Origin of the sequence: Nocardia neocaledoniensis, assembly GCF_003182135.1 — a bacterium.
Lineage (GTDB): Bacteria > Actinomycetota > Actinomycetes > Mycobacteriales > Mycobacteriaceae > Nocardia > Nocardia neocaledoniensis.
This window is the reverse complement of sequence record NZ_QGTL01000009.1, coordinates 79,581-100,385: the sequence shown is the minus strand read 5'-3', so window position 1 is coordinate 100,385 and position 20,805 is coordinate 79,581. Positions and strand designations below refer to the sequence as shown.

Genomic DNA, 20,805 nt, shown 5'->3' with positions numbered 1-20,805 from the left:
CGCGCCGCTCGCGTCGGCCATGTCGAGTCTAACCGCTGCCGGGAGGATGCACGCTCCGCTCGCCTACCGGGACGGACCAGGTAGGCGAGCGGACGGGACTACTCCGCCACGATCACCGTGACCTCGCCGTCGGCGGCATCGGTGGCATCACCCGCGACCACGAACCAGTGGGTGACCTCGCCATCGGCCAGGTCGTCTTCGACCGAGCCGTCGGGCAGCACCGACAGGGCGCCCGCGGTCGCCGCGACCAGGAATTCCTGGACGGCGGCCGGGCCGGAGGCGTGGGTGGTGTAGGTGGTGGACTCGTAGTCGACGCCGTGGGTGGCGCGCAGGCGTTCGGCGAGGGCGACCGCGGCGCTCTGGGTGAGCGTCGTGGTCTCGCCACTGGTGACCGTCACGAAGGCCGGATCGTCCTCGGACAGCGGGCGGGTGCGGTCGGCGTAGGAGACGGGATGCGCCGCGGCGGCGGCGATCTCGGCTTCCACGTCGGCGAGCACCAGCCACTCGCCCGCGACCCCGGCGACGGCGGCGTCGCTGATGCCGAAGGAGGCACCCGCGGCGGCGATCTCGACGCCGGTGAGCGCACCGGCGAACAGCACCGCGGCACCTGCCTTGTGCACCGCCCAGGCGGCCAGCACCGAATCCACACCGCGCGGCAGCGAGATCGCGACCACGTCGCCCGGGCCCGCACCGCGCGCGATCAGCACGCGGGCCAGCTGCGAGGACTTGCGATCCAGTGCGCTGTAGGCGATCTCGCTGTCCCCGCGCAGCAGCGCGGGCGCCTGCGGATCGGCCTCGACGACCTCGCCGAGCACCTTGGCCACCGTCTGCGCGCCGACCCCGCTCGCCGCGATCGGCGCCGCGGCGGCCGCGGTCACGCCGGACTCGGCGAGCAGCTGGGCGCGTTCGCCCGCGTCGAGGATGTCGATGTCACCGACCAGGCCGGTCGGGTTGTCGAGCAGTTCGTCGAGCACGCGCAGCAGGCGCTGCGAGAGCGTGCGGATCTCGTCGGCGGTGAAGGTACTGGTCAGGTACTTCATCGTGATCTCGATGGTCGACTCGGCCATCACCACCAGCGTGAGCGGGTAGTGGGTCGCGTCGTCGAGGCCGACACCGGTGACCTGCATGCCGTCGATCGAGCTCGCGGCGGTGACGGCGTCCTTGTCCATCGGGTAGGACTCGAACACCAGCAGCGTGTCGAACTGCGAACCGACGCCGGCCACCCGCTGGATGTCGGAGAGGCCGACGAAGTGGTGGCTGAGCAGTTCGGCCTGCTCGGACTGCACCCGCTTGGTCAGCTCCTCCGCGCTGATCCGGTCGTCGATCTGGATCCGCACCGGCAGGGTGTTGATGAACAGGCCGACCATCGACTCCACGCCGGGCAGCTCGGCCGGGCGACCGGAGACGGTCGCGCCGAACACCACGTCGTCGCGGCCGGTGAGGCGGCCGACGACGATGCCCCACGCGGTCTGCAGCAGCGTGTTCACCGTGACGCCGAGTTCACCGGCGTGCTTGCTCAGCGACCTGGTGCGGTCGCTGTCGATCTCGACGATGATCTTGTCGAGTTCGTACCGCTCCTCGGTGCGCGGCGCGGGCGCCAGCTGGGTGGGGCCTTCGACCCCGGCCAGCGCGTCCGACCAGGCCCGCAGCGACTCCTCCCGATCCCAGCCCGAGAGCCAGGACAGGAAGTTGCGGTAGGAGGCCACCCGCGGCAGCGCGGTGAGGTCGCCGCGCACCGCGTAGAGCACCAGCAGGTCGCGCATGAGCAGCGGCATCGACCAGCCGTCGAGCAGGATGTGGTGCACCGTGATCGCCAGGTGCGCCTTCTCCTCCTCGGTCTTGTAGAGGCCGAAGCGGATCAGCGGCGCGGTCGCCATGTCGAACTGGTTCGCCTGGTCCGCGCGCAGCAGCTGCTGCATGCGCGGCAGCCGCTCGTCGGCCGGGAGGTCGGTCAGGTCGACCTCGCGCCACGGCACCTCGAGCTCGGACAGCACCACCTGCACCGGCTGACCGGCCGAATCGGTGACGAACGCGGTCCGCAGGTTCGGGTACCGGTCGAGCACAGCCTGGGCCGCGCCACGCAGCCGGTCGACGTCGAGCGTGCCGGTCAGGTCGAGCACGGCCTGCACGGTGTAGACGTCGAAGGTCGCCGAGCTGAGCATGGCGTGGAACATCAGGCCCGCCTGCAGCGGCGAGAGCGGCCACACCTCGGCCATGGCCGGGTAGTTCGTCTCCCACAGCTCGAGGTCGGACTGCTCGACCCGCACCAGCGGCATGTCGGACGGGGTGAAGCCGCCCGCGTCGCCGCGGCGCGCGTGCGTGGCGAGCGCGGTGAGCGCGGCCACGAACAGATCCGCGAACTCGCGCGCCTGCTCGGCGGTGAGCAGGCCGGTCGGGAACGCGATGTTCGCGCCCAGCTGCGGGCCGTCCTCGCCGTCGTTGACGATGGCGTTGATGTCCAGCGTCGCGTTGGCGGGCATGTCCAGGTCCATCTCGGCGTCGAGCTGGCCCAGGTCCGCGACCGGCACCCAGCCGAGTTCGGCGAGTTCGGTGGGGATCTCGCCCGCCGTCGCGCGACCGAGGTAGTTGAAGCTGATCTGGCCGACGCTCGGCAGTTCGGCGCCCTCGGCGGTCAAGTACTTGAGCATGCCGTAGCCGATGCCCTTGTCGGGCACGGCCAGCATCTGTTCCTTGACCGACTTGATCACGTCACCGAGCACGGCGCCGCCGGCGAAGGCGTCGTCGAGATCGGCGCCGACCAGGTCGAGCCGGACCGGGAAGGCGGTGGTGAACCAGCCGACGGTGCGCGACAGGTCGGCACCGGCGACGATCTCCTCCTGGCGGCCGTGGCCCTCCAGCTTGATCAACGCCGCGGTACCGGATTCGTCACCGCGCCACCGCGATACGGCCAGGGCGAGTGCGGTGAGCAGGCCGTCGTTGACGCCGCCGTGGTACAGGCCGGGGATCGCCGTGAGCACCGCGTCGGTGACCTCGGGCGAGAGGGTGACCTGCACCCGGTCGACGGTGGCGAAGGTGTCGACCTTCGGGTCGAACGCCCGCGCGCCCAGCTGCGGATCGGCGGTGGTGGAGACCTCGCGCCAGAACGGCAGTTCCGCACGACGCTCACTCGCCTGCTCCACCAGGCTGTGCGCCCAGCGCCGCATCGAGGTGCCGTTGGCGGGCAGCGCCACCGGCTGACCGGCCGCGATCTGGCCCCAGGCCATGCCGAGGTCCGGGATCAGGATGCGCCAGGACACACCGTCGATCACGAAGTGGTGACCCACGATGAGCAGCGCGTCGCGGCGACGCGGGCCGTCGGCGTTCTCGCCGAAGGCGAACCAGACGAACTGCACCATGGCGGCGTTCGCGGGATCGAGTCGGCCCATGGCCTCGTCGTATTCGACGCTGGCCAGCTTGGACAGCTCCTCGTCGCCGACCTCGCCCGGCACCTCGACGCGCCGCACCAGCGCGGTCACATCGACCTCGCCCGGCGCGAGCGCCTCGAAGACCCACTCCCCGGCAGTGTCGAATTGCTCCGCTCCCGAGGTCGCTGCGTGGTTACGCTCCGCTACCGCCTCCGCGCCCGCCGGTCGCTCCGCGACCCGGGCGACCCGCGAACGGAGCACGTCGTGATGGTCGAAGACCGCGCCGATCGTGGCGTGCAGCACGTCGTCGGTGATGTTCTCCGGCAGGCGCAGCACCATCGACTGGGAGAACCGGTCGTAGGTGGAGCCGCTGCTGAGGATCTGGCGCATGATCGGCAGCATCGGAATGTCACCGACACCGCCGCCGGGCAGCTCCTCGAGCACGACCTGCTCGGAATCGCCCGCGAGCACGGCGATCTCGGCCAGGCCGGCCACGCTGCGCTTCTCGAACACGTCGCGCGGCTTGAACAGCACGCCGCGGTCCTTGGCGCGGGAGACCAGCTGGATGGACAGGATCGAGTCACCGCCGAGGGCGAAGAACGAATCGTCCAGGCCGACCGCGTCCACGCCGAGCACCTCGGCGAAGACGGTGGCAATGATCGCCTCGACTTCGCTTGTCGGCGTGCGGAACTCGCGCGGGGCGAGCACCGGCTCGGGCAGCGCGCGCCGGTCCAGCTTGCCCGCGGGGGTCAGCGGGATCTCGTCGAGCACCATGACGGCGGCGGGCACCATGTGCGCGGGCAGCTGCTGCGCCGCGTACTCGACCAGGGCGGCCGGGTCGGCGGCCGCGCCCGGCGTGGCCCGCACGTAGGACACCAGGATGGTGGCGCCCGCGTCGGTGGTGCGCCCGATCGTGGCGGCGAACTCGACGTCGTCGTGCGCGGTGAGGACCGCGTCGATCTCGCCCAGCTCGATCCGGAAGCCGCGGATCTTCACCTGGAAGTCGTTGCGGCCCACGTACTCCACGACCGGCTTGCCGTTGACCGTGCGCCAGGCGACGACGTCACCGGTGCGGTACAGGCGCTCACCGTCGGCGTACGGGTCGGCCACGAAGCGCTCGGCGGTCAGGCCGTGGCGCGCGTGGTAACCGCGGGCCAGGGCGACACCGCCCAGGTACAGCTCACCGGCGACGCCCTCGGGCACCGGCCGCAGCCGGTTGTCGAGCACGTAGACGGTGGCGCCCGCGATCGGCCCACCGATGTTCATGGTGTCGCCGGGCAGCAGCGCGTCGGAAAGGTTGGTGGCGATGGTCGCCTCGGTCGGGCCGTAGGCGTTGTAGAACCGGTGCCGCGCCGGATCGGCGCCCACGCTGTGCCAGTTGGCGACCAGGTCGACGGGGGCCTTGTCGCCACCGACGATCAGCGCTTCCAGCCCGGCCAGCGCCGCGGGCTCCATCGACGCCGCGACCAGCGGGGTCAGGAACACGTGGGTGAGTTCCTGGCCGACGATGATCTCGGCCAGCTCCTCGCCGCCGACCACGCCGACCGGCGTGATGACCAGCGTGCCCGCCGAGCCGACCGCGAGCAGGAACTCGAGGATCGACGCGTCGAACGACGGCGACGCGAACGCCAGCGTGCGCGCGTCCTTGCCGAGCCCGAACTGCGCCACCTGGGCGGCGGCGAAGTTGGCCACACCGGTGTGGCTGACGACGACGCCCTTGGGCAGGCCGGTCGAGCCCGAGGTGTAGATCATGTAGGCCGTGTTCCCGGCGCGGACGGCGCCACGGCGGTCCGCGTCGGTGATCGGCGCCGCGGACTGGCGTTCGACCTCGGCGCGCAGCACCGCGTCGTCGAGGACCAGCCACTCGTCCAGGGCGGGCGCGGGCAGGTGACCGACCTCGGACGACACCGTGATGCCCAGCGCCGCACCCGAGTCCGACATCATGTGCGCGATGCGCTCGGCCGGGTACTTCGGATCGACCGGCAGGAACGCGGCACCCGACTTGATCACGGCCCAGATGGCCAGGGTCGTTTCCAGCGAACGCTGCATGGCGATGGCGACGACCGTCTCCGGTGCCGCACCGCGCGCGATCAGCACCCGCGCCAGACGCGAGGAGGCCGCGTCGAGCTGGGCATAGGTCAGCGAGCGACCCGACTGCGCCGCGAGCACACCGGACTCGCCCGCACGCTGCGCTTCGTCGGCGTCCAGCGCGAGGAGCGCGCCGACCAGTCCGGTGTCGGCCGAATCGCCCGGCGCGACGATCGCCTGACCGTCCGGGTTGGTCGCGACAGCCTGCGCCAGCAGCTCGGGCATGGTCTTCGTCGAGGCCGCGGGACCGCCGGTGCGGGTGAGCAGCTCGGCCCGCTCGACCGTGTCGAGGAGTTCGAGATCACCGACCGGAGTGGTGGTGTCGGCGACGACCTCCGCGAGCAGGCGCTGGAAGCGCTGCGCGAACTTCTCGACCGTGGACCGGTCGAAAAGGTCGGTGGCGTAGGAGAACTCGGCGTAGGCGCCCGCGTCGTCGCCGGGCTGCGCCTCACGGACGGTGAGGAGCAGGTCGAACTTGGCGGTGTCGACGTCGAAGTCGACGGCCGAGACCGACAGGCCGGGCAGTTCGAAGCCGGCGTCGGGCAGGTTCTCGAACGACAGCGCCACCTGGAACAGCGGGTGCCGCGCGGTGGAGCGCTCGGGGTTGAGCAGTTCCACCAGGCGCTCGAACGGGATGTCGGCGTGGGCGAAGGCGGCCAGGTCGGCTTCCTTGGCCTGGTTCAGCAGCTCGGTGAAGCCGAGCTGGGCGCCGACCTGCGTGCGCAGGGCCAGCGTGTTGACGAACATGCCGATCACGTCGTCGAGTTCGGCCTCGCCACGACCGGCGATCGGGGTACCGATGACGATGTCCTCGGTGCCCGACATGCGCGCCAGGAACACCGCCAGCGCGGTGTGCACGATCATGAACAGCGTCGCGTTCTGTTCCCTGGCGATGACCGAGAGTCCGGCGTGGATCTCGGTGTCGATCGGGAACAGCACCCGGCCACCGGCGAAGGACTGCGTGCTCGGCCGCGGCCGGTCCAGCGGCAGGTTGAGCTCGTCCGGCACGCCGGCGAGCGCGCGCTTCCAGTAGTCGGCCTGCTGGGAGATCAGGCTGGTCTCGTCGGTCTCGGCGCCGAGCACCTCGCGCTGCCAGATGCTGAAGTCGGCGTACTGCACCGGCATCGGCGCCCAGCCGGGGGCTTCCCCGGCCGCACGGGCGGCGTAGGCGATCATCACGTCGCGCGTCAGCGGGCCCATGGACCAGCCGTCGGCGCTGATGTGGTGTGCCACGAAGACGAGGACGTGGTCGCCGTCCGCGATGCGCATCAGCTTCGCGCGCAACGGAACTTCGTCGAGCACGTCGAAACCGGTGGAGATCAGCGCCGCGATCCGGTCGGGGACCGCATCGGGCGCGACGGTTTCCGGCGTCAGGTCGGGCACGTTGCCCTCGACCGGCAGGATCACCTGGTGCGGGGTGCCGTCGGTCGACGGGTACACCGTGCGCAGGGTCTCGTGCCTGGCCAGCACGTCGGCGACGGCCAGCTGCAGCGCCTCGACATCCAGGTCACCCGTCAGGCGGACGGCGACCGGGATGTTGTTGACGGCCGAGCTGGTGTCGAACTGGTTCAGGAACCACATGCGCTGCTGCGCGAGCGAGAGCGGCACCCGCTCCGGGCGCGGCCCGGCGACCAGCGCGCGGCGCCCACCGGCGCCCGCGCCCTGCTCGACCTTCACCGCGAGACCGGCCACGGTCGAGGCCTCGAACAGCAGGCGCACGGGCACCCGGCTGTCGAGCGCGGCACCGAGGCGGGCCGCGACCTGGGTGGCCAGCAGCGAGTTGCCGCCGAGGGCGAAGAAGTCGTCGTCGGCGCCGACGCGGTCGGTGCCGAGCACGTCCGCGAACACGCCCGCCACGATCTCCTCGATCGGGGTGGACGGCGCGCGGAAGGCCTGGGCCTCGAACTCCGGCTCCGGCAGCGCCTTGCGGTCGAGCTTGCCGTTGACATTGAGCGGCAGCGCGTCGAGCACGACGAACGCGGCCGGCACCATGTACGACGGCAGACCCTCGGCCAGCGTCGACTTCACCTGTGCCACATCGATGTTCGCACCGACGAGGTAGGCGACCAGACGATCGCCGGTGCGCGGATCGGACTTGGCGATGACGGCGGCCTGCGCGATCTCGGGCAGCGCGAGCAGCGCGGCCTCGATCTCGCCGAGCTCGATGCGGAAGCCGCGGATCTTCACCTGGAAGTCGGTGCGGCCCCGGTAGTCGAGTTCGCCCTTGTGCCAGGCCACCAGGTCACCGGTGCGGTACATGCGGGCGCCGGGGGTGAAGGGGTTGGCGACGAAGCGGTCGGCGGTCAGATCGGCGCGGCCGAAGTAGCCGCGCGCCAGCTGCGCGCCGGCCAGGTACAGCTCACCGGCGACACCGTCGGGCACCGGATGCAGACGCGAATCCAGCACGTAGACCTGGCTGTTCCACTCGGGCGCACCGATGGAGACCGAACCCTGGTCGGCCGCGCTCACCCGATGCGAGGTGATCGAGACCGCGGCCTCGGTGGGGCCGTACAGGTTGAACAGCTCGGTGCGCGGGAACGCGGTGCGGAACCGCTGCGCCAGCGAACCGGGCAGCGCCTCACCGATGGCCAGCACCCGCCACAGCGAATCGGGCATCCCCGAGGCCAGCAGCGCGTCGAGCATGGACGGCACCACGTGCAGGGTGGTGACCCACTCGCGCGACATCAGCTCGTTCAGGTACGCCGGATCGCGGTGGCCGTCGGCCGCGGCGATCACCAGGCGGCCACCGCAGACGGCGGCCGACCAGAACTCCCAGACCGAGAGGTCGAAGGTCGCGGCGGTCTTGAGCAGCACCGCGTCGGCGGCGTCCATGCCGAATTCGACCAGCTTCCACTGCAACTGGTTGGCGATGGCGCCGTGCGGCACCGCCACGCCCTTCGGCCGACCGGTGGAGCCGGAGGTGAAGATCACGTACGCGGTGTGCGCTGGGCGCAGCGGCTCGGTGCGCTCCGCGTCGGAAATCGGTGCGGCACTGATGCCTTCGAGGCCGAGTTCGTCGATGCGCACCACGGGCGCGACGTCGGTGGCGAACTCGGCGTCGGCGTTGGTCAGCACGCAGACCGGCGCCGCCGTCTCGAGGATGTAGCCGGTGCGCTCGGCCGCCTGATCCGGGTCGACCGGCACGTACGCGCCGCCGGACTTGGCCACCGCGTACATCGCGACGATCAGGTCCACCGAGCGGCGCAGGGCCAGCGCGACGCGGGCCTCCGGGCCGACACCCAGCGAGATCAGGTGGCGGGCCAGGCGGTTCACCCGCGCGTCGAGCTCGGCGTAGGTGAGCTGCGCGCCGTCGTCGGTGACCAGCGCGGTCGACTTGGGATCGGCCGCCACGGAGGCGTCGAGCAGCGAGACCAGGGTGGCCCCGGTGTCGACCGTGTACGCGGTGGCGTTGCGCGCCGTCAGCACCTGGGCGCGCTCGGCCTGCGCGAGCAGGTCGATGTCGCCGACCGCGGTGCGCGGGGTCTCGACGATCGCGCCGAGCAGACGGACGAACCGCTCGACGAACCCTTCGACCGTGGCGTGGTCGAACAGGTCGGTCGCGTAGGTGAAGATGCCCGAAATGCCTTCGGGCTCACCGGCGTCGCCGTAACGGTCGGTCGCGATGAGGTGCAGGTCGAACTGCGAAAGCTGCGAGTCGATGTCGAGACCGGACACCCGCAGACCCGGCAGCTCCAGGGTGGCGCGGCTGAGGTTCTGGAACGACAGACCCACCTGGAACAGCGGGTGCCGCGCGGTCGAACGGACCGGGTTGAGCACCTCGACCAGGCGCTCGAACGGCACGTCGGCGTTGGCGAAGGCCGCGATGTCGTCCTCGCGCTGGCGGGCCAGCAGCTCGGTGAAGGCCTCGCCGCCGTCGACCTTGGTGCGGAACACCAGGGTGTTGACGAACATGCCGATCATGTCGTCGAGGACGGCCTCGCCGCGGCCGGCCATCGGGGTGCCGATGGCGATGTCGTCGGTGCCCGACAGGCGGGCCAGCAGCACCGCCAGGGCCGTGTGCACGACCATGAACAGCGTCGCGCCCTCGGCGCGGGCCAGTTCGACCAGCGCGCGGTGGGTGTCGGCGTCGATCTGGACGTCGACCTTGCTGCCCGCGAAGGTCTGCACCGCGGGACGCGGCCGGTCGGCGGGCAGGTCGAGCTGATCGGGCAGATCGGCCAGCGCCCGCTTCCAGTGCGCGACCTGCTTGGCCGCCATCGAGTCCGGATCGTCCTCGCTGCCGAGCAGCTCGCGCTGCCAGATGCTGTAGTCCGCGTACTGGACGGCCAGCGGCGACCAGCCCGGCTCCTGACCGGCCGAGCGGGCCGCGTAGGCGGTCATCAGGTCGCGGGTCAGCGGGGCGACCGAGGATCCGTCACCGGAGATGTGGTGCACGACCATGGCGAGCACGAAATCGCCGGAGATGGTGCGGGCGGGCCCGAAGACCGAGTTCGCCGCCGGTTCGGCGCCGATGCTTCCGGCGGACCGGCCGTCGGCGGCCGCGCCCTCGGTGCCGGTGTTCTCGACCCGGAACAGCGCGATCTTCAGCGGCACCTCGACGGTGACGTCGAAGACGGTCGACATCAGTTCCGCGACAGCCGATTCCATCTCGTCGGCGGCCACGGTGCGTTCCAGCAGTTCCGGCGCGGCCTGCGCGGGCGACAGGATCACCTGCGCCGCACCGGCTTCGGTCTGGGGGTAGACCGTGCGCAGGATCTCGTGCCGCGACACCAGGTCGATGATCGCGGCGCGCAGCGCGGCCACGTCGAGGTCACCGGTGAGGCGGACCGCGACGGGCACGTTGTAGGCCGCCGACTGGGTGTCGAAGCGGTTGAGGAACCACATGCGCTGCTGGGCCAGCGAGAGCGGGATGTGCTCCGGGCGCGGGCCCGCGGTGAGCGCCTTGCGATCGCCGGTCTCGGCGTGCTGCTCGATGCGGTGGGCCAGCGCCGACACGGTCGACGCCTCGAACAGCAGGCGCACGGGGATACGGGTGTCGAGCGCCTCGCCCAGGCGCGCGGCGACCTGCGTGGCCAGCAGCGAGTTACCGCCCCAGGCGAAGAAGTCGTCGTCGAGGCCGAAGCGCTTGTCGGCCTCCAGGCGCAGGACCTCGGCGAAGGTGGCGGCGACGAGCTGTTCGCTCGGGCTCACCGGCGCGCGGAATACGGCCTTCTCGACCTCCGGCTCCGGCAGCGCCTTGCGGTCCAGCTTGCCGTTGGCGTTCAGCGGCAGCGCGTCGAGCTGCAGGAACACGGTCGGCACCATGTAGGAGGGCAGTTCGGCGGCGAGGGCCGCGCGCAGCGCCAGCTTGTCGATTCCGGCGTGCTCGGCGGCGGAGCCCGCGGTCGCCTCGCCCTCGGCGGTATCGGTCGCGCCCGCGACGACGTAGGCGACCAGGCGATCGCCGACCACCGGATCGGTGTGGGCGAGCACGGCGGCCGACGTGATACCCGGCTGCCGCAGCAGCGCGGCCTCGATCTCGCCCAGCTCGATGCGGAAGCCGCGGATCTTCACCTGGAAGTCGGTGCGGCCCCGGTAATCCAGTTCGCCCTCGGCGTTCCAGGCCACCAGGTCACCGGTGCGGTACATGCGCTCGCCGGTCGCCGAGAACGGGTCGGCGACGAAGCGGTCGGCCGTCAGATCGGCGCGGCCGTAGTAGCCGCGCGCCAGCTGCGCGCCCGCCAGGTACAGCTCACCCGAGACACCCACCGGCACCGGGCGCAGGCGCGAATCGAGCACGTAGACACGGCTGTTCCACTCCGGCGCGCCGATCGAGACCGACACCTGGTCGGCGTCGGTGACCGCGTGGCTGGTGATCGAGACCGCGGCCTCGGTCGGGCCGTACAAGTTGAACAGCGCCGCGGTGTTCGCGCCACGGAAGCGCTGCGCGGTGGAGGCAGGCAGCGCCTCGCCGATGGCGAGGACCCGGCGCAGGGTGCGCGGCAGCGCGGCGCCGGACTCGGTGAGCAGCGCGTCGAGCATCGACGGCACCACGTGCAGGGTGGTGACGCCGGTGGCCCGCATCAGGTCGTTCAGGTACGCCGGATCGCGGTGACCGTCGGCGGTGGCGACCACCAGGCGGGCGCCGGCGACGGCAGCGGTCCAGAACTCCCAGACCGAGAGGTCGAAGGTGGCCGCGGTCTTGAGCAGCACCGCGTCGTCGGCGCCGATGCCGAATTCGGCGGTCTCCCAGAGCAACTGGTTGACGATCGCGCCGTGCGGGACCGCGACGCCCTTGGGCTTGCCGGTCGAGCCGGACGTGAAGATCACGTACGCGGTGTTCGCGGGCACCAGCTCACCACGACGCTCGGTGATCGCCGCCGGGCTCACGGCGCTCAGGTCGAGCTCGTCGAGGACGACCACCTCGGCCGCCGCCGTGCTGAACTCGGCGTTCGCCGTGGTCAGCACGACTGCCGGCGCGGCCGTCTCCAGGATGTAGTCGGTGCGCTCGGCGGGCTGATCCGGGTCGATCGGCACGTAGGCCGCGCCCGTGCGCGCCACCGCGTACATCGCGATGATCAATTCGGCGGAGCGGCGGATGGCCAGGGCCACCCGGTCCTCGGTGCCGATGCCCAGCGAGATCAGGTGCCGGGCGAGGCGGTTGACCTCGGCATCGAGCTCGGCGTAGGTGAGCTCGCGGCGGCTGATTTCCGCGGCCTCCCCGCGAGCACCCGGCTCGGCGCCGTCGGATTCGGACGCGCGGCCGGTGGGGGCACCGGTGTCCGTGCCCGCCTCGTCGACGACCAGCGCGATGGCGTCCGGCGTCGCCGCGACCGTCGCGTCGAGCAGCGACACCAGGGTGGCGTCGGTGTCGATCGCGTGCGCGGTGTCGTTCCACGCGGTGACGATGCGCTCGGACTCCGGCGCGGTGAGCAGGTCGATATCGCCCACCGGGACGCTCGCGTCGGCGGCGACCGCGTCGAGCACCAGCAGGAAGCGGTCGGCGAAGCTCTGGACCGTCGACTCGTCGAACAGGTCGATGGCGTAACCGAATTCGGTGACCAGCTGGGCCGGCGCGCCGTCGTCGGTGTAGCGGTCGTACAGGGTGACGTGCAGGTCGGTCTTGGCCAGCTGCGAGTCGTAGTCCACCGCGCTGACCGTCAGGCCCGGCAGCTCGAAGGTGGTGTCGGCCAGGTTCTGGAACGACAGGCCCACCTGGAACAGCGGGTTGCGCGCGGTCGAGCGCACCGGGTTGAGCACCTCCACCAGGCGCTCGAACGGCACGTCGGCGTTGGCGAAGGCCTCCAGGTCGCGTTCGCGCACGTCGGCGAGCAGGTCGGCGAACGAGGCCGCCGGATCGATGGCCGTGCGGAACACCAGGGTGTTGACGAACATGCCGATCAGATCGTCGAGTTCGCGCTCACCACGGCCCGCGATCGGCGTGCCGACCGCGATGTCGTCGGTGCCGGACAGGCGGGCCAGCAGCACCGCGAGAGCGGCGTGCACGACCATGAACAGCGAGGCGTTGTTGGCGCGCGCCAGATCGTGCAGGGCCGCGTGGCGGGCCGGGTCGATCTCGAAGCGGATCGCCTTGCCCTGGAACGACTGCGCGGGCGGGCGCGGTCGGTCGGCGGGCAGCTCGAGCTGGTCGGGCAGTCCGGCCAGCGCCTCGGTCCAGTAGGCGACCTGCTTGGCCGCGAGCGAGGCCGGGTCAGCCTCGTCGCCGAGGACCTCGCGCTGCCACAGCGCGTAGTCGGCGTACTGCACGGGCAGCGGCGCCCACTGCGGCGCCTCGCCCTGCACGCGGGCCACGTAGGCGGCCATGATGTCGCGCGCCAGCGGGCCCATGGAGGAACCGTCGGCGGAGACGTGGTGCACGGTGAAGGCGAGCACCCGGTCGGTCTCGCTGAGCTCGAACAGCGCCACCTTGAGCGGCACCTCGCGGGTGACGTCGAAGGTGGTCATCGCGAATTCGATGACGGCGCCGAGCAGTTCGGCCTCGTCGACCGCGATGTGGTGCACCACCGCGCGGCTCTGCGCGATCGGCAGGATCACCTGGTGCGGGCCGTCGGGCGAGGCCGGGTAGGTGGTGCGCAGCATCTCGTGCCGGGCGAACACGTCACCGATGGCCTGCTCGAGCGCGGGCACGTCGAGCTCGCCGGTCAGGCGCACGGCCAGCGGGATGTTGTCCACCGCCGAGGTGGAGGTGTCGAACTGGTTGAGGAACCAGTACCGCTGCTGGGCCGGCGAGAGCGGGATGCGGGCGGGCCGCTCCCCCGCCGTCAGGCGCGGGCGGGCCCGGCCGGAACCGGCATTGCGCTCGACGGTGGCGGCCAGCGCCGACACCGTGGACGCCTCGAACAGGTCGCGCACCGAGAGCTGGGTGTCCAGGGCCGCGCCGATGCGGGCGGTGACCTGGGTGGCCAGCAGCGAGTTGCCGCCGAGTTCGAAGAAGTCGTCGTCGGCGCCGACGCGGGTCACCCCGAGCACGTCGCCGAAGGTGCCCGCCACGATCTCCTCGATCGGGGTCGAGGGCGCGCGGAACACCTTGGCCTCGAACACCGGCGCGGGCAGCGCCTTGCGGTCGAGCTTGCCGGAGGCGTTGAGCGGGAAGGCGTCCAGGACAACGAACGCGGTCGGCACCATGTAGCCCGGCAGTTCGGCGCCGAGTTCGGCGCGCACGGCGTCGAGGTCGACGCTCGCACCGGCCGCCGGAATCAGGTAGCCGACCAGCTGGTCGCCGAGCCGCTCGTCGGAGCGAACGACCACGACCGACTGCGCGATCGACGGCAGAGCCGTGAGCGCGGACTCGATCTCACCCAGCTCGATGCGCAGACCACGCAGCTTCACCTGGAAGTCGGTGCGGCCCAGGTACTCCAGCTCACCATCGGCGGTCCAGGTGACGAGGTCACCGGTGCGGTACATGCGGGCGCCGTCCTCACCGAACGGGTCGGCGACGAAGCGGTCGGCGGTGAGATCGGGGCGGGCGACATAGCCGCGCGCCAGCTGCACACCGGCCAGGTACAGCTCGCCGGGCACACCGACGGGGACCGGGTGCAGGCGCGAATCCAGCACGTACACCTGGGTGTTGAACACCGGGGCGCCGATCGGGACCGAGGTGGTGTCGGCGTCGGTGACCTCGTGGAAGGTGACGTCGACCGCGGCCTCGGTGGGGCCGTACAGGTTGTGCAGCGCCGCGCCGGTGAGCGCGCGCAGGCGCTGGGCGGTCGGCGCCGGCAGCGCCTCACCGGAGGCGAAGACCAGGCGCAGGCTGCTGCCGGGCGCGCCGGCGTCGGCGGCGGATTCGGCCAGCTCGGCCACGAACACCGACATCATCGACGGCACGAAGTGCGCCGTGGTGACGCTCTCGGCCGCGATGATCTCGGCGAGGTAGGCCGGGTCGCGATGGCCGTCCGGCTTGGCGACGACCAGGCGCGCACCGATCTGCAAGGGCCAGAAGAACTCCCACACCGACACGTCGAAGGTGGCGGGGGTCTTCTGCAGCACCACGTCGTCGGCGGTCAGGCCGTACTGCTGCTGCATCCACACCAGGCGGTTGACGATCGCGCCGTGGCTCACGGCCACGCCCTTCGGGCGGCCCGTCGAACCCGACGTGAAGATCACGTACGCGGTGTTCGACGGACGCAGCGGCGCGATGCGCTCGGCATCGGTGACCGGCGTCGCGGCGTAGCCGGACAGGTCGAGGCTCTCGATGTGCAGCGCGGTGGTGGTACCCGCGTCGAACTCGTCGCCCGCCGTGGTCAGCACGCAGACCGGCGCCGCGGTCTCGAGCACGTAATGGGTGCGCTCGGCCGGGTGATCGGGGTCCAGCGGCACGTAGGCGCCGCCGGCCACGCTCACGGCGTACATGCCGATCACCAGCTCGAGCGAGCGGCGCATGCCGAGCGCCACCATGGTGTCGGGGCCGACGCCCTGGGCGATCAGGTGGCGGGCCAGGCGGTTCACCTTCGCGGTGAACTCGGCGTATGTCAGCGTCGCAGCGCGACTCGATGAGGGGTGGTGGTCGGGCGACGGGTGGGCCAGACTCGTCCCCTCGAAGGTGAGGGCGATGGCGTCCGGGCTGGTCGCGGCCTGTGCCTCGAACATCGACACCAGCGTCGCGGTCTCGTCGACCGGGTGCGCGGTGGCGTTCCAGTCGGTGAGCACGCGGCGCCGCTCCGCCTGGTCGAGCAGGTCCACCTCGCCGATCGCCTTGGCGGGCGCCGCCACGACCGCCGTGAGCATCCGCACCAGGCGCTGCGCGAGCGCGGCGATGGTGTCGGCGTCGAACATGTCGGTGGCGTAGGCGAATTCGGCCGCCATGCCGTCGGCGGAACCGTCGGCGCGGTAGCGGTCGGTCAGGTTCAGGTGCAGATCGAACTTGGCGGTCACCACGTCCAACGGCACACCCGCGACCTCGAGGCCGGGCAGTTCGAACGAAGCCTCACCGGTGTTCTGGAACGACAGCATCACCTGGACGAGCGGGTGCCGCGCCTGCGAACGGGCCGGGTTGAGGATCTCCACCAGGCGCTCGAACGGCAGGTCGGCGTGGCCGAACGCGGCCAGGTCGTTCTCCCTGGTCTGGGCGAGCAGGTCGGTGAACGGCTGGGCCGGGTCGATCGCGCTGCGCAGCACGAGGGTGTTGACGAACATGCCGATCGCGTCGTCGAGCACGGCCTCGCCGCGGCCCGCGACGGCGGTGCCGATGGCGATGTCGTCGGTGCCGGACAGGCGGCCGAGCAGCGCGGCGAACGCGGCGTGCACCACCATGAACAGGCTGGCGCCGTGCTCGCGGGCCAGCGCGTTCAGGCTCGCGGTGAGCGCCGGATCGATCGAGAACTCGTGCACGCCACCGCGGTTGGAGGCCACGGCGGGACGCGGCCGGTCGGCGGGCAGGTCGAGCTGATCGGGCAGCCCGGCCAGATGCGCCGACCAGTAGGCGACCTGCTGGGCGATCATCGACGACGAATCGTCCTCGGCGCCAAGGGTTTCGCGCTGCCACAGCGCGAAGTCGGCGTACTGCACCGGCAGCGGCGCCCAGCCGGGCGCCTCACCGCGCGAGCGCGCCGCGTAGGCGATCATCACGTCGCGGGCCAGCGGGCGCACCGACCAGCCGTCGCCGGAGATGTGGTGCACCACGAACACCAGCACGTGGGTGTCGGGCTGGGAGCCGTCCATCGAACCGGCGATGCGGAACAGGGCGGCGTGCACCGGGACCTCGGCGGTGACGTCGAAGGCGGTGAGCACCTCGGCGCTGATGCGGGCGTGCAGCTCGCTCTCGTCGACGGTGATCGGGGTCAGCGAGATCGGCGCCTGGTTGGCGGGCAGCACGACCTGCACGCCCTGGCCGTCGGCGGTCTCGGGGTAGACCGTGCGCAGCACCTCGTGCCGCTCCACCACGTCGGCCACGGCCTGGCGCAGCGCCTCGACATCGAGGTCACCGGTCAGGCGCACGGCCAGCGGGATGTTGTTGACCGCGGTCGTGCTGTCGAAGCGGTTGAGGAACCACATGCGCTGCTGGGCCAGCGAGAGCGGGATCCGCTCCGGGCGCGGCCCGGCGACGAGCTCGCGGCGGCTGCCGCTGCCCGCGTGCGATTCCACCTTGGCGGCCAGCGCGGCGACCGAGGGCGCCTCGAACAGCACGCGCACGGGGACGCGGGTGTCCAGGGCGGCGCCGAGCCGCGCGACCACCTGGGTGGCGATCAGCGAGTTGCCGCCCAGGTCGAAGAAGTCGTCGTCGAGGCCGACGGCGCGGTCGCCCGAGAGGCCGAGCACCTCGGCGAAGGTGGTGGCGACGATCTCCTCGATCGGCGTGCTCGGCGCGCGGAACTCGCGCGCCTCGAACACCGGGTCGGGCAGGGCGCGGCGATCCAGCTTGCCGTTGGCGCTCAGCGGCATCTCGTCGAGCGCGACGAACGCGGCGGGCACCATGTAGCTCGGCAGCTGGGCCGCCAGATGCGTACGCAGCGTGTCGATCTCGGCGGTCGAACCGGCGGAGGGCACCACGTAGCCGACGAGCTGGTCGCCGGTGCGGGCGTCCGAGCGCACGACCACCACGGCCTGCGCGACGGTCTCGTGCGCGGTGAGCGCGGCCTCGATCTCGCCGAGCTCGATGCGCAGACCGCGCAGCTTCACCTGGAAGTCGGTGCGGCCCAGGTAGGTGATGACGCCGTCCGCGTCGCGGCGCACGAGGTCACCGGTGCGGTACATGCGGGCGCCGTCGGCGCCGAACGGGTCGGCGACGAAACGGTCGGCGGTGAGATCGGCACGGCCGAAGTAGCCACGCGCCAGCTGCGCGCCGGCCAGGTAGAGCTCACCGGCGACACCGGCCGCGACCGGGTGCAGGCGCGAATCCAGCACGTAGGCAGCCGAATTCCAGACCGGCGCGCCGATCGGGACCGCGCCGTCGACCTGGTCGGCGACCGGGCCGTGCGTCGCGTGCACGGTGAACTCGGTGGGGCCGTACAGGTTGAACAGCGCGGCGTCGCTGACCCGCCGGAACGCGGCGACCGCGTCGCCGGTGAACGCCTCACCGGCGATCAGCAGGGCGCGCAGCGAGGACAGAGCTCCGCCCTCGGCATCCACACTGCCCGCGAAGACGGTCAGCATCGACGGCACGAAGGAGGTCATCGTGACGCGCTGAGCGGCGATGACATCGGCCAGGTACTGCGGATCGCGATGACCGTCGGGGCTCGCCACGACGATCCGGCCGCCCGTGCTGAGCGGACCGAACAGCTCCCACACCGACACGTCGAACGTGGCGGGGGTCTTGAACAACACGACGTCGTCGGCGCCGATGCCGTATTCCCCGGTGATCCAGCGGATCTGGTTCACCACGGCGGCGTGCGGCACGGCCACGCCCTTGGGGCGGCCGGTCGAACCGGAGGTGAAGATGACGTAGGCCGGGTGCTGCGGGCGCAGCGGCGCGAGGCGCTCGGCATCGGTCACCGGCGCGTCGGAGTAGGCCGCCACCTCGAGGGTGTCGATCGCCAGCGTCGGCAGCTCACCGGCGTCGAAAGACTCACGGCCCGTGGTGAGCACGACCACGGGCGCTGCCGTCTCGAGCACGTAGGCGATGCGGTCGGCGGGCTGGTCGAGGTCGAGCGGCACGTAGCCACCGCCGGCTTCCTGCACCGCGTACGCGGCGACGACCAGATCGATGCTGCGGCGCAGGCCGAGCGCGACCAGCCGCTCCGGGCCGACGCCCGCCTCGATCAGCCGGTGCGCCAAACGGTGTACGCGCGAGGCGAATTCGGCGTAGGTCAGGGTGGCGCCGGTCCCGGGGTCGACGAGGGCGACCGCGTCCGGGGTGGCCGCGGCCTGGCGCGCGAACTCCTCGACGAGGGTGCCCGCGGCGGGCAGCTCGCGCGCGGTGTCGTTCCACCCGCGCACGGCCAGGGCGGTCTCGGTGGCGTCGAGCAGTGCGATGTCGCCGACGGCGCGGTGCGGGTCGGCCGCGAGCTCGGCGAGCAGGCGGGCGAACCGGGCGCCGAAGCGATCCATGGTGGCCGCGTCGAACAGGTCGGTGGCGTAGATCAGCTCGGCGACGATGCCCGAGGGCGAATCGGCGGGCTTCTCGGTGAGCACCACCTGCAGGTCGAACTTGGCCACGTCGACCGCGAGGTCGACGCCGCTGACCGTGAGGCCGGGCAGTTCCAGGCTGGTCTGGCCGGTGTTCTGGAACGACAGCATCACCTGGAACAGCGGGTGACGCGCCTGCGAACGGGCCGGGTTGATGATCTCGACCAGACGCTCGAACGGCAGGTCGGCGTGCCCGAACGCGGCGATGTCGCGGGCCCGGACCTCGCCGAGCAGCTCGGTGAAGTTCGCGTCGCCGTCGACCTCGGTGCGCAGCACCAGGGTGTTGACGAACATGCCGATCAGGTCGTCGAGCGCGCGCTCGCCACGGCCCGCGATCGGGGTGCCGATCGCGATGTCGGTCTCGCCGGACAGCCGCGACAGCAGCACGGCCAGCGCCGCGTGGGCGACCATGAACAGCGTCGCGCCCCGGGTGCGGGCCAGCTCCGTCAGCGCCGCGTGGGTCTCGGCGTCGATCTCGAAGGTGTGGGTGGCGCCGCGACCGCTGGCGACCGCGGGACGCGGCCGGTCGGCGGGCAGGTCCAGCTGCTCGGGCAGGCCGCGCAGCTGCTCGGACCAGAACGAGATCTGCTGGGAGATCACGGACTTGGCGTCGTCCTCGTCGCCGAGCACGGCGCGCTGCCACAGGGCGAAGTCGGCGTACTGCACCTCGAGCGGACGCCAGGCAGGCTCGGCGCCCTCGACGCGGGCGCTGTAGGCCGTCATCACGTCGCGGGTGAGCGGGCCCATGGAGAAGCCGTCGGACGAGATGTGGTGCACCACGAGGGCGAGCACGTGCTCGGTCGGGCTCAGCTCGAACAGCGCGGCCCGGAACGGCACCTCGGCGGTGACGTCGAACGCGGTGCGGACCAGATCCGAGAGCCGTTGCGGCAGTTCGGCGGCCGTGGTGTCGATCGGCGCGAGGTCGGGGATGACCTTGCCGGTCGGCACGATCACCTGGTGCGCGGCACCGGAGACCTCGGGGTAGTAGGTGCGCAGCGACTCGTGGCGGGCGAGCACGTCGGCCACGGCCACCTGCAGCGCCTGCCGGTCGAGCAGGCCCGACAGCCGCACGGCGGCCGGGATGTTGTCGACCGCGGACTCCGGGTCGAAGCGGTTGAGGAACCACATGCGCTGCTGGGCCAGCGACAGCGGTACCCGGTCGGGGCGCTGCTGCGGGACCAGCGGGGCCCGGCGATCGGCGCCGGAGTGCGTCTCGGCGCGCGCGGCCAGCGCGGCGACGGTGGCCGACTCGAACAGCTCGCGCACCCCGATGTCGGACTCGAGCGCGGCCGACAGGCGGGCCGCGACCCTGGTCGCGGTCAGCGAGTTGCCGCCGAGGGCGAAGAAGTCGTCGTCGAGGCCGACCCGCTCCAGGCCGAGCACCTCGGCGAAGGTGGCGGCGACGATCTCCTCGACCGGCGTGGTCGGCGCGCGGAACACCGCGGCCTCGAACACGGGCGCGGGCAGCGCCTTGCGGTCGAGCTTGCCGGAGGCGTTGAGCGGGAACTCGTCGAGCACGACGAGCACCGCGGGCACCATGTAGGCGGGCAGGTTCTCGCCGAGCTGCTCGCGCGCGTCCTCGATGTCGACGGTGCGGCCCGGCGCGGGGATCACGTAGGCCACCAGCTGATCACCGGTGTGCTGGTCGCCGCGGACCACGACCACCGACTGGGCGACCTCGTCGAGGCCGGTCAGCGCCGACTCGATCTCGCCGAGCTCGATGCGCAGGCCGCGCAGCTTCACCTGGAAGTCGGTGCGGCCCAGGTATTCCAGCTCGCCGTGCTCGGTCCAGGCGACGAGGTCACCGGTCCGGTACATGCGGGCGCCGTCG

1 protein-coding gene (cut by a window edge) is annotated in these 20,805 nt (G+C 71.8%); it reads right to left on the bottom strand.

Features of this window, described 5'->3' with window-relative positions:
• Nucleotides 1-98: 98 nt before the first annotated feature.
• On the bottom strand, nucleotides 99-20,805 hold the 3' end of the coding sequence (locus DFR69_RS22825; RefSeq protein WP_110039670.1) for a non-ribosomal peptide synthase/polyketide synthase. Its footprint extends 23,369 nt past the window's final position; the window shows 20,707 of its 44,076 coding nt (coding positions 23,370-44,076); its start codon lies beyond the right edge, outside the window — the gene reads right to left on this strand; the stop codon is at nucleotides 99-101.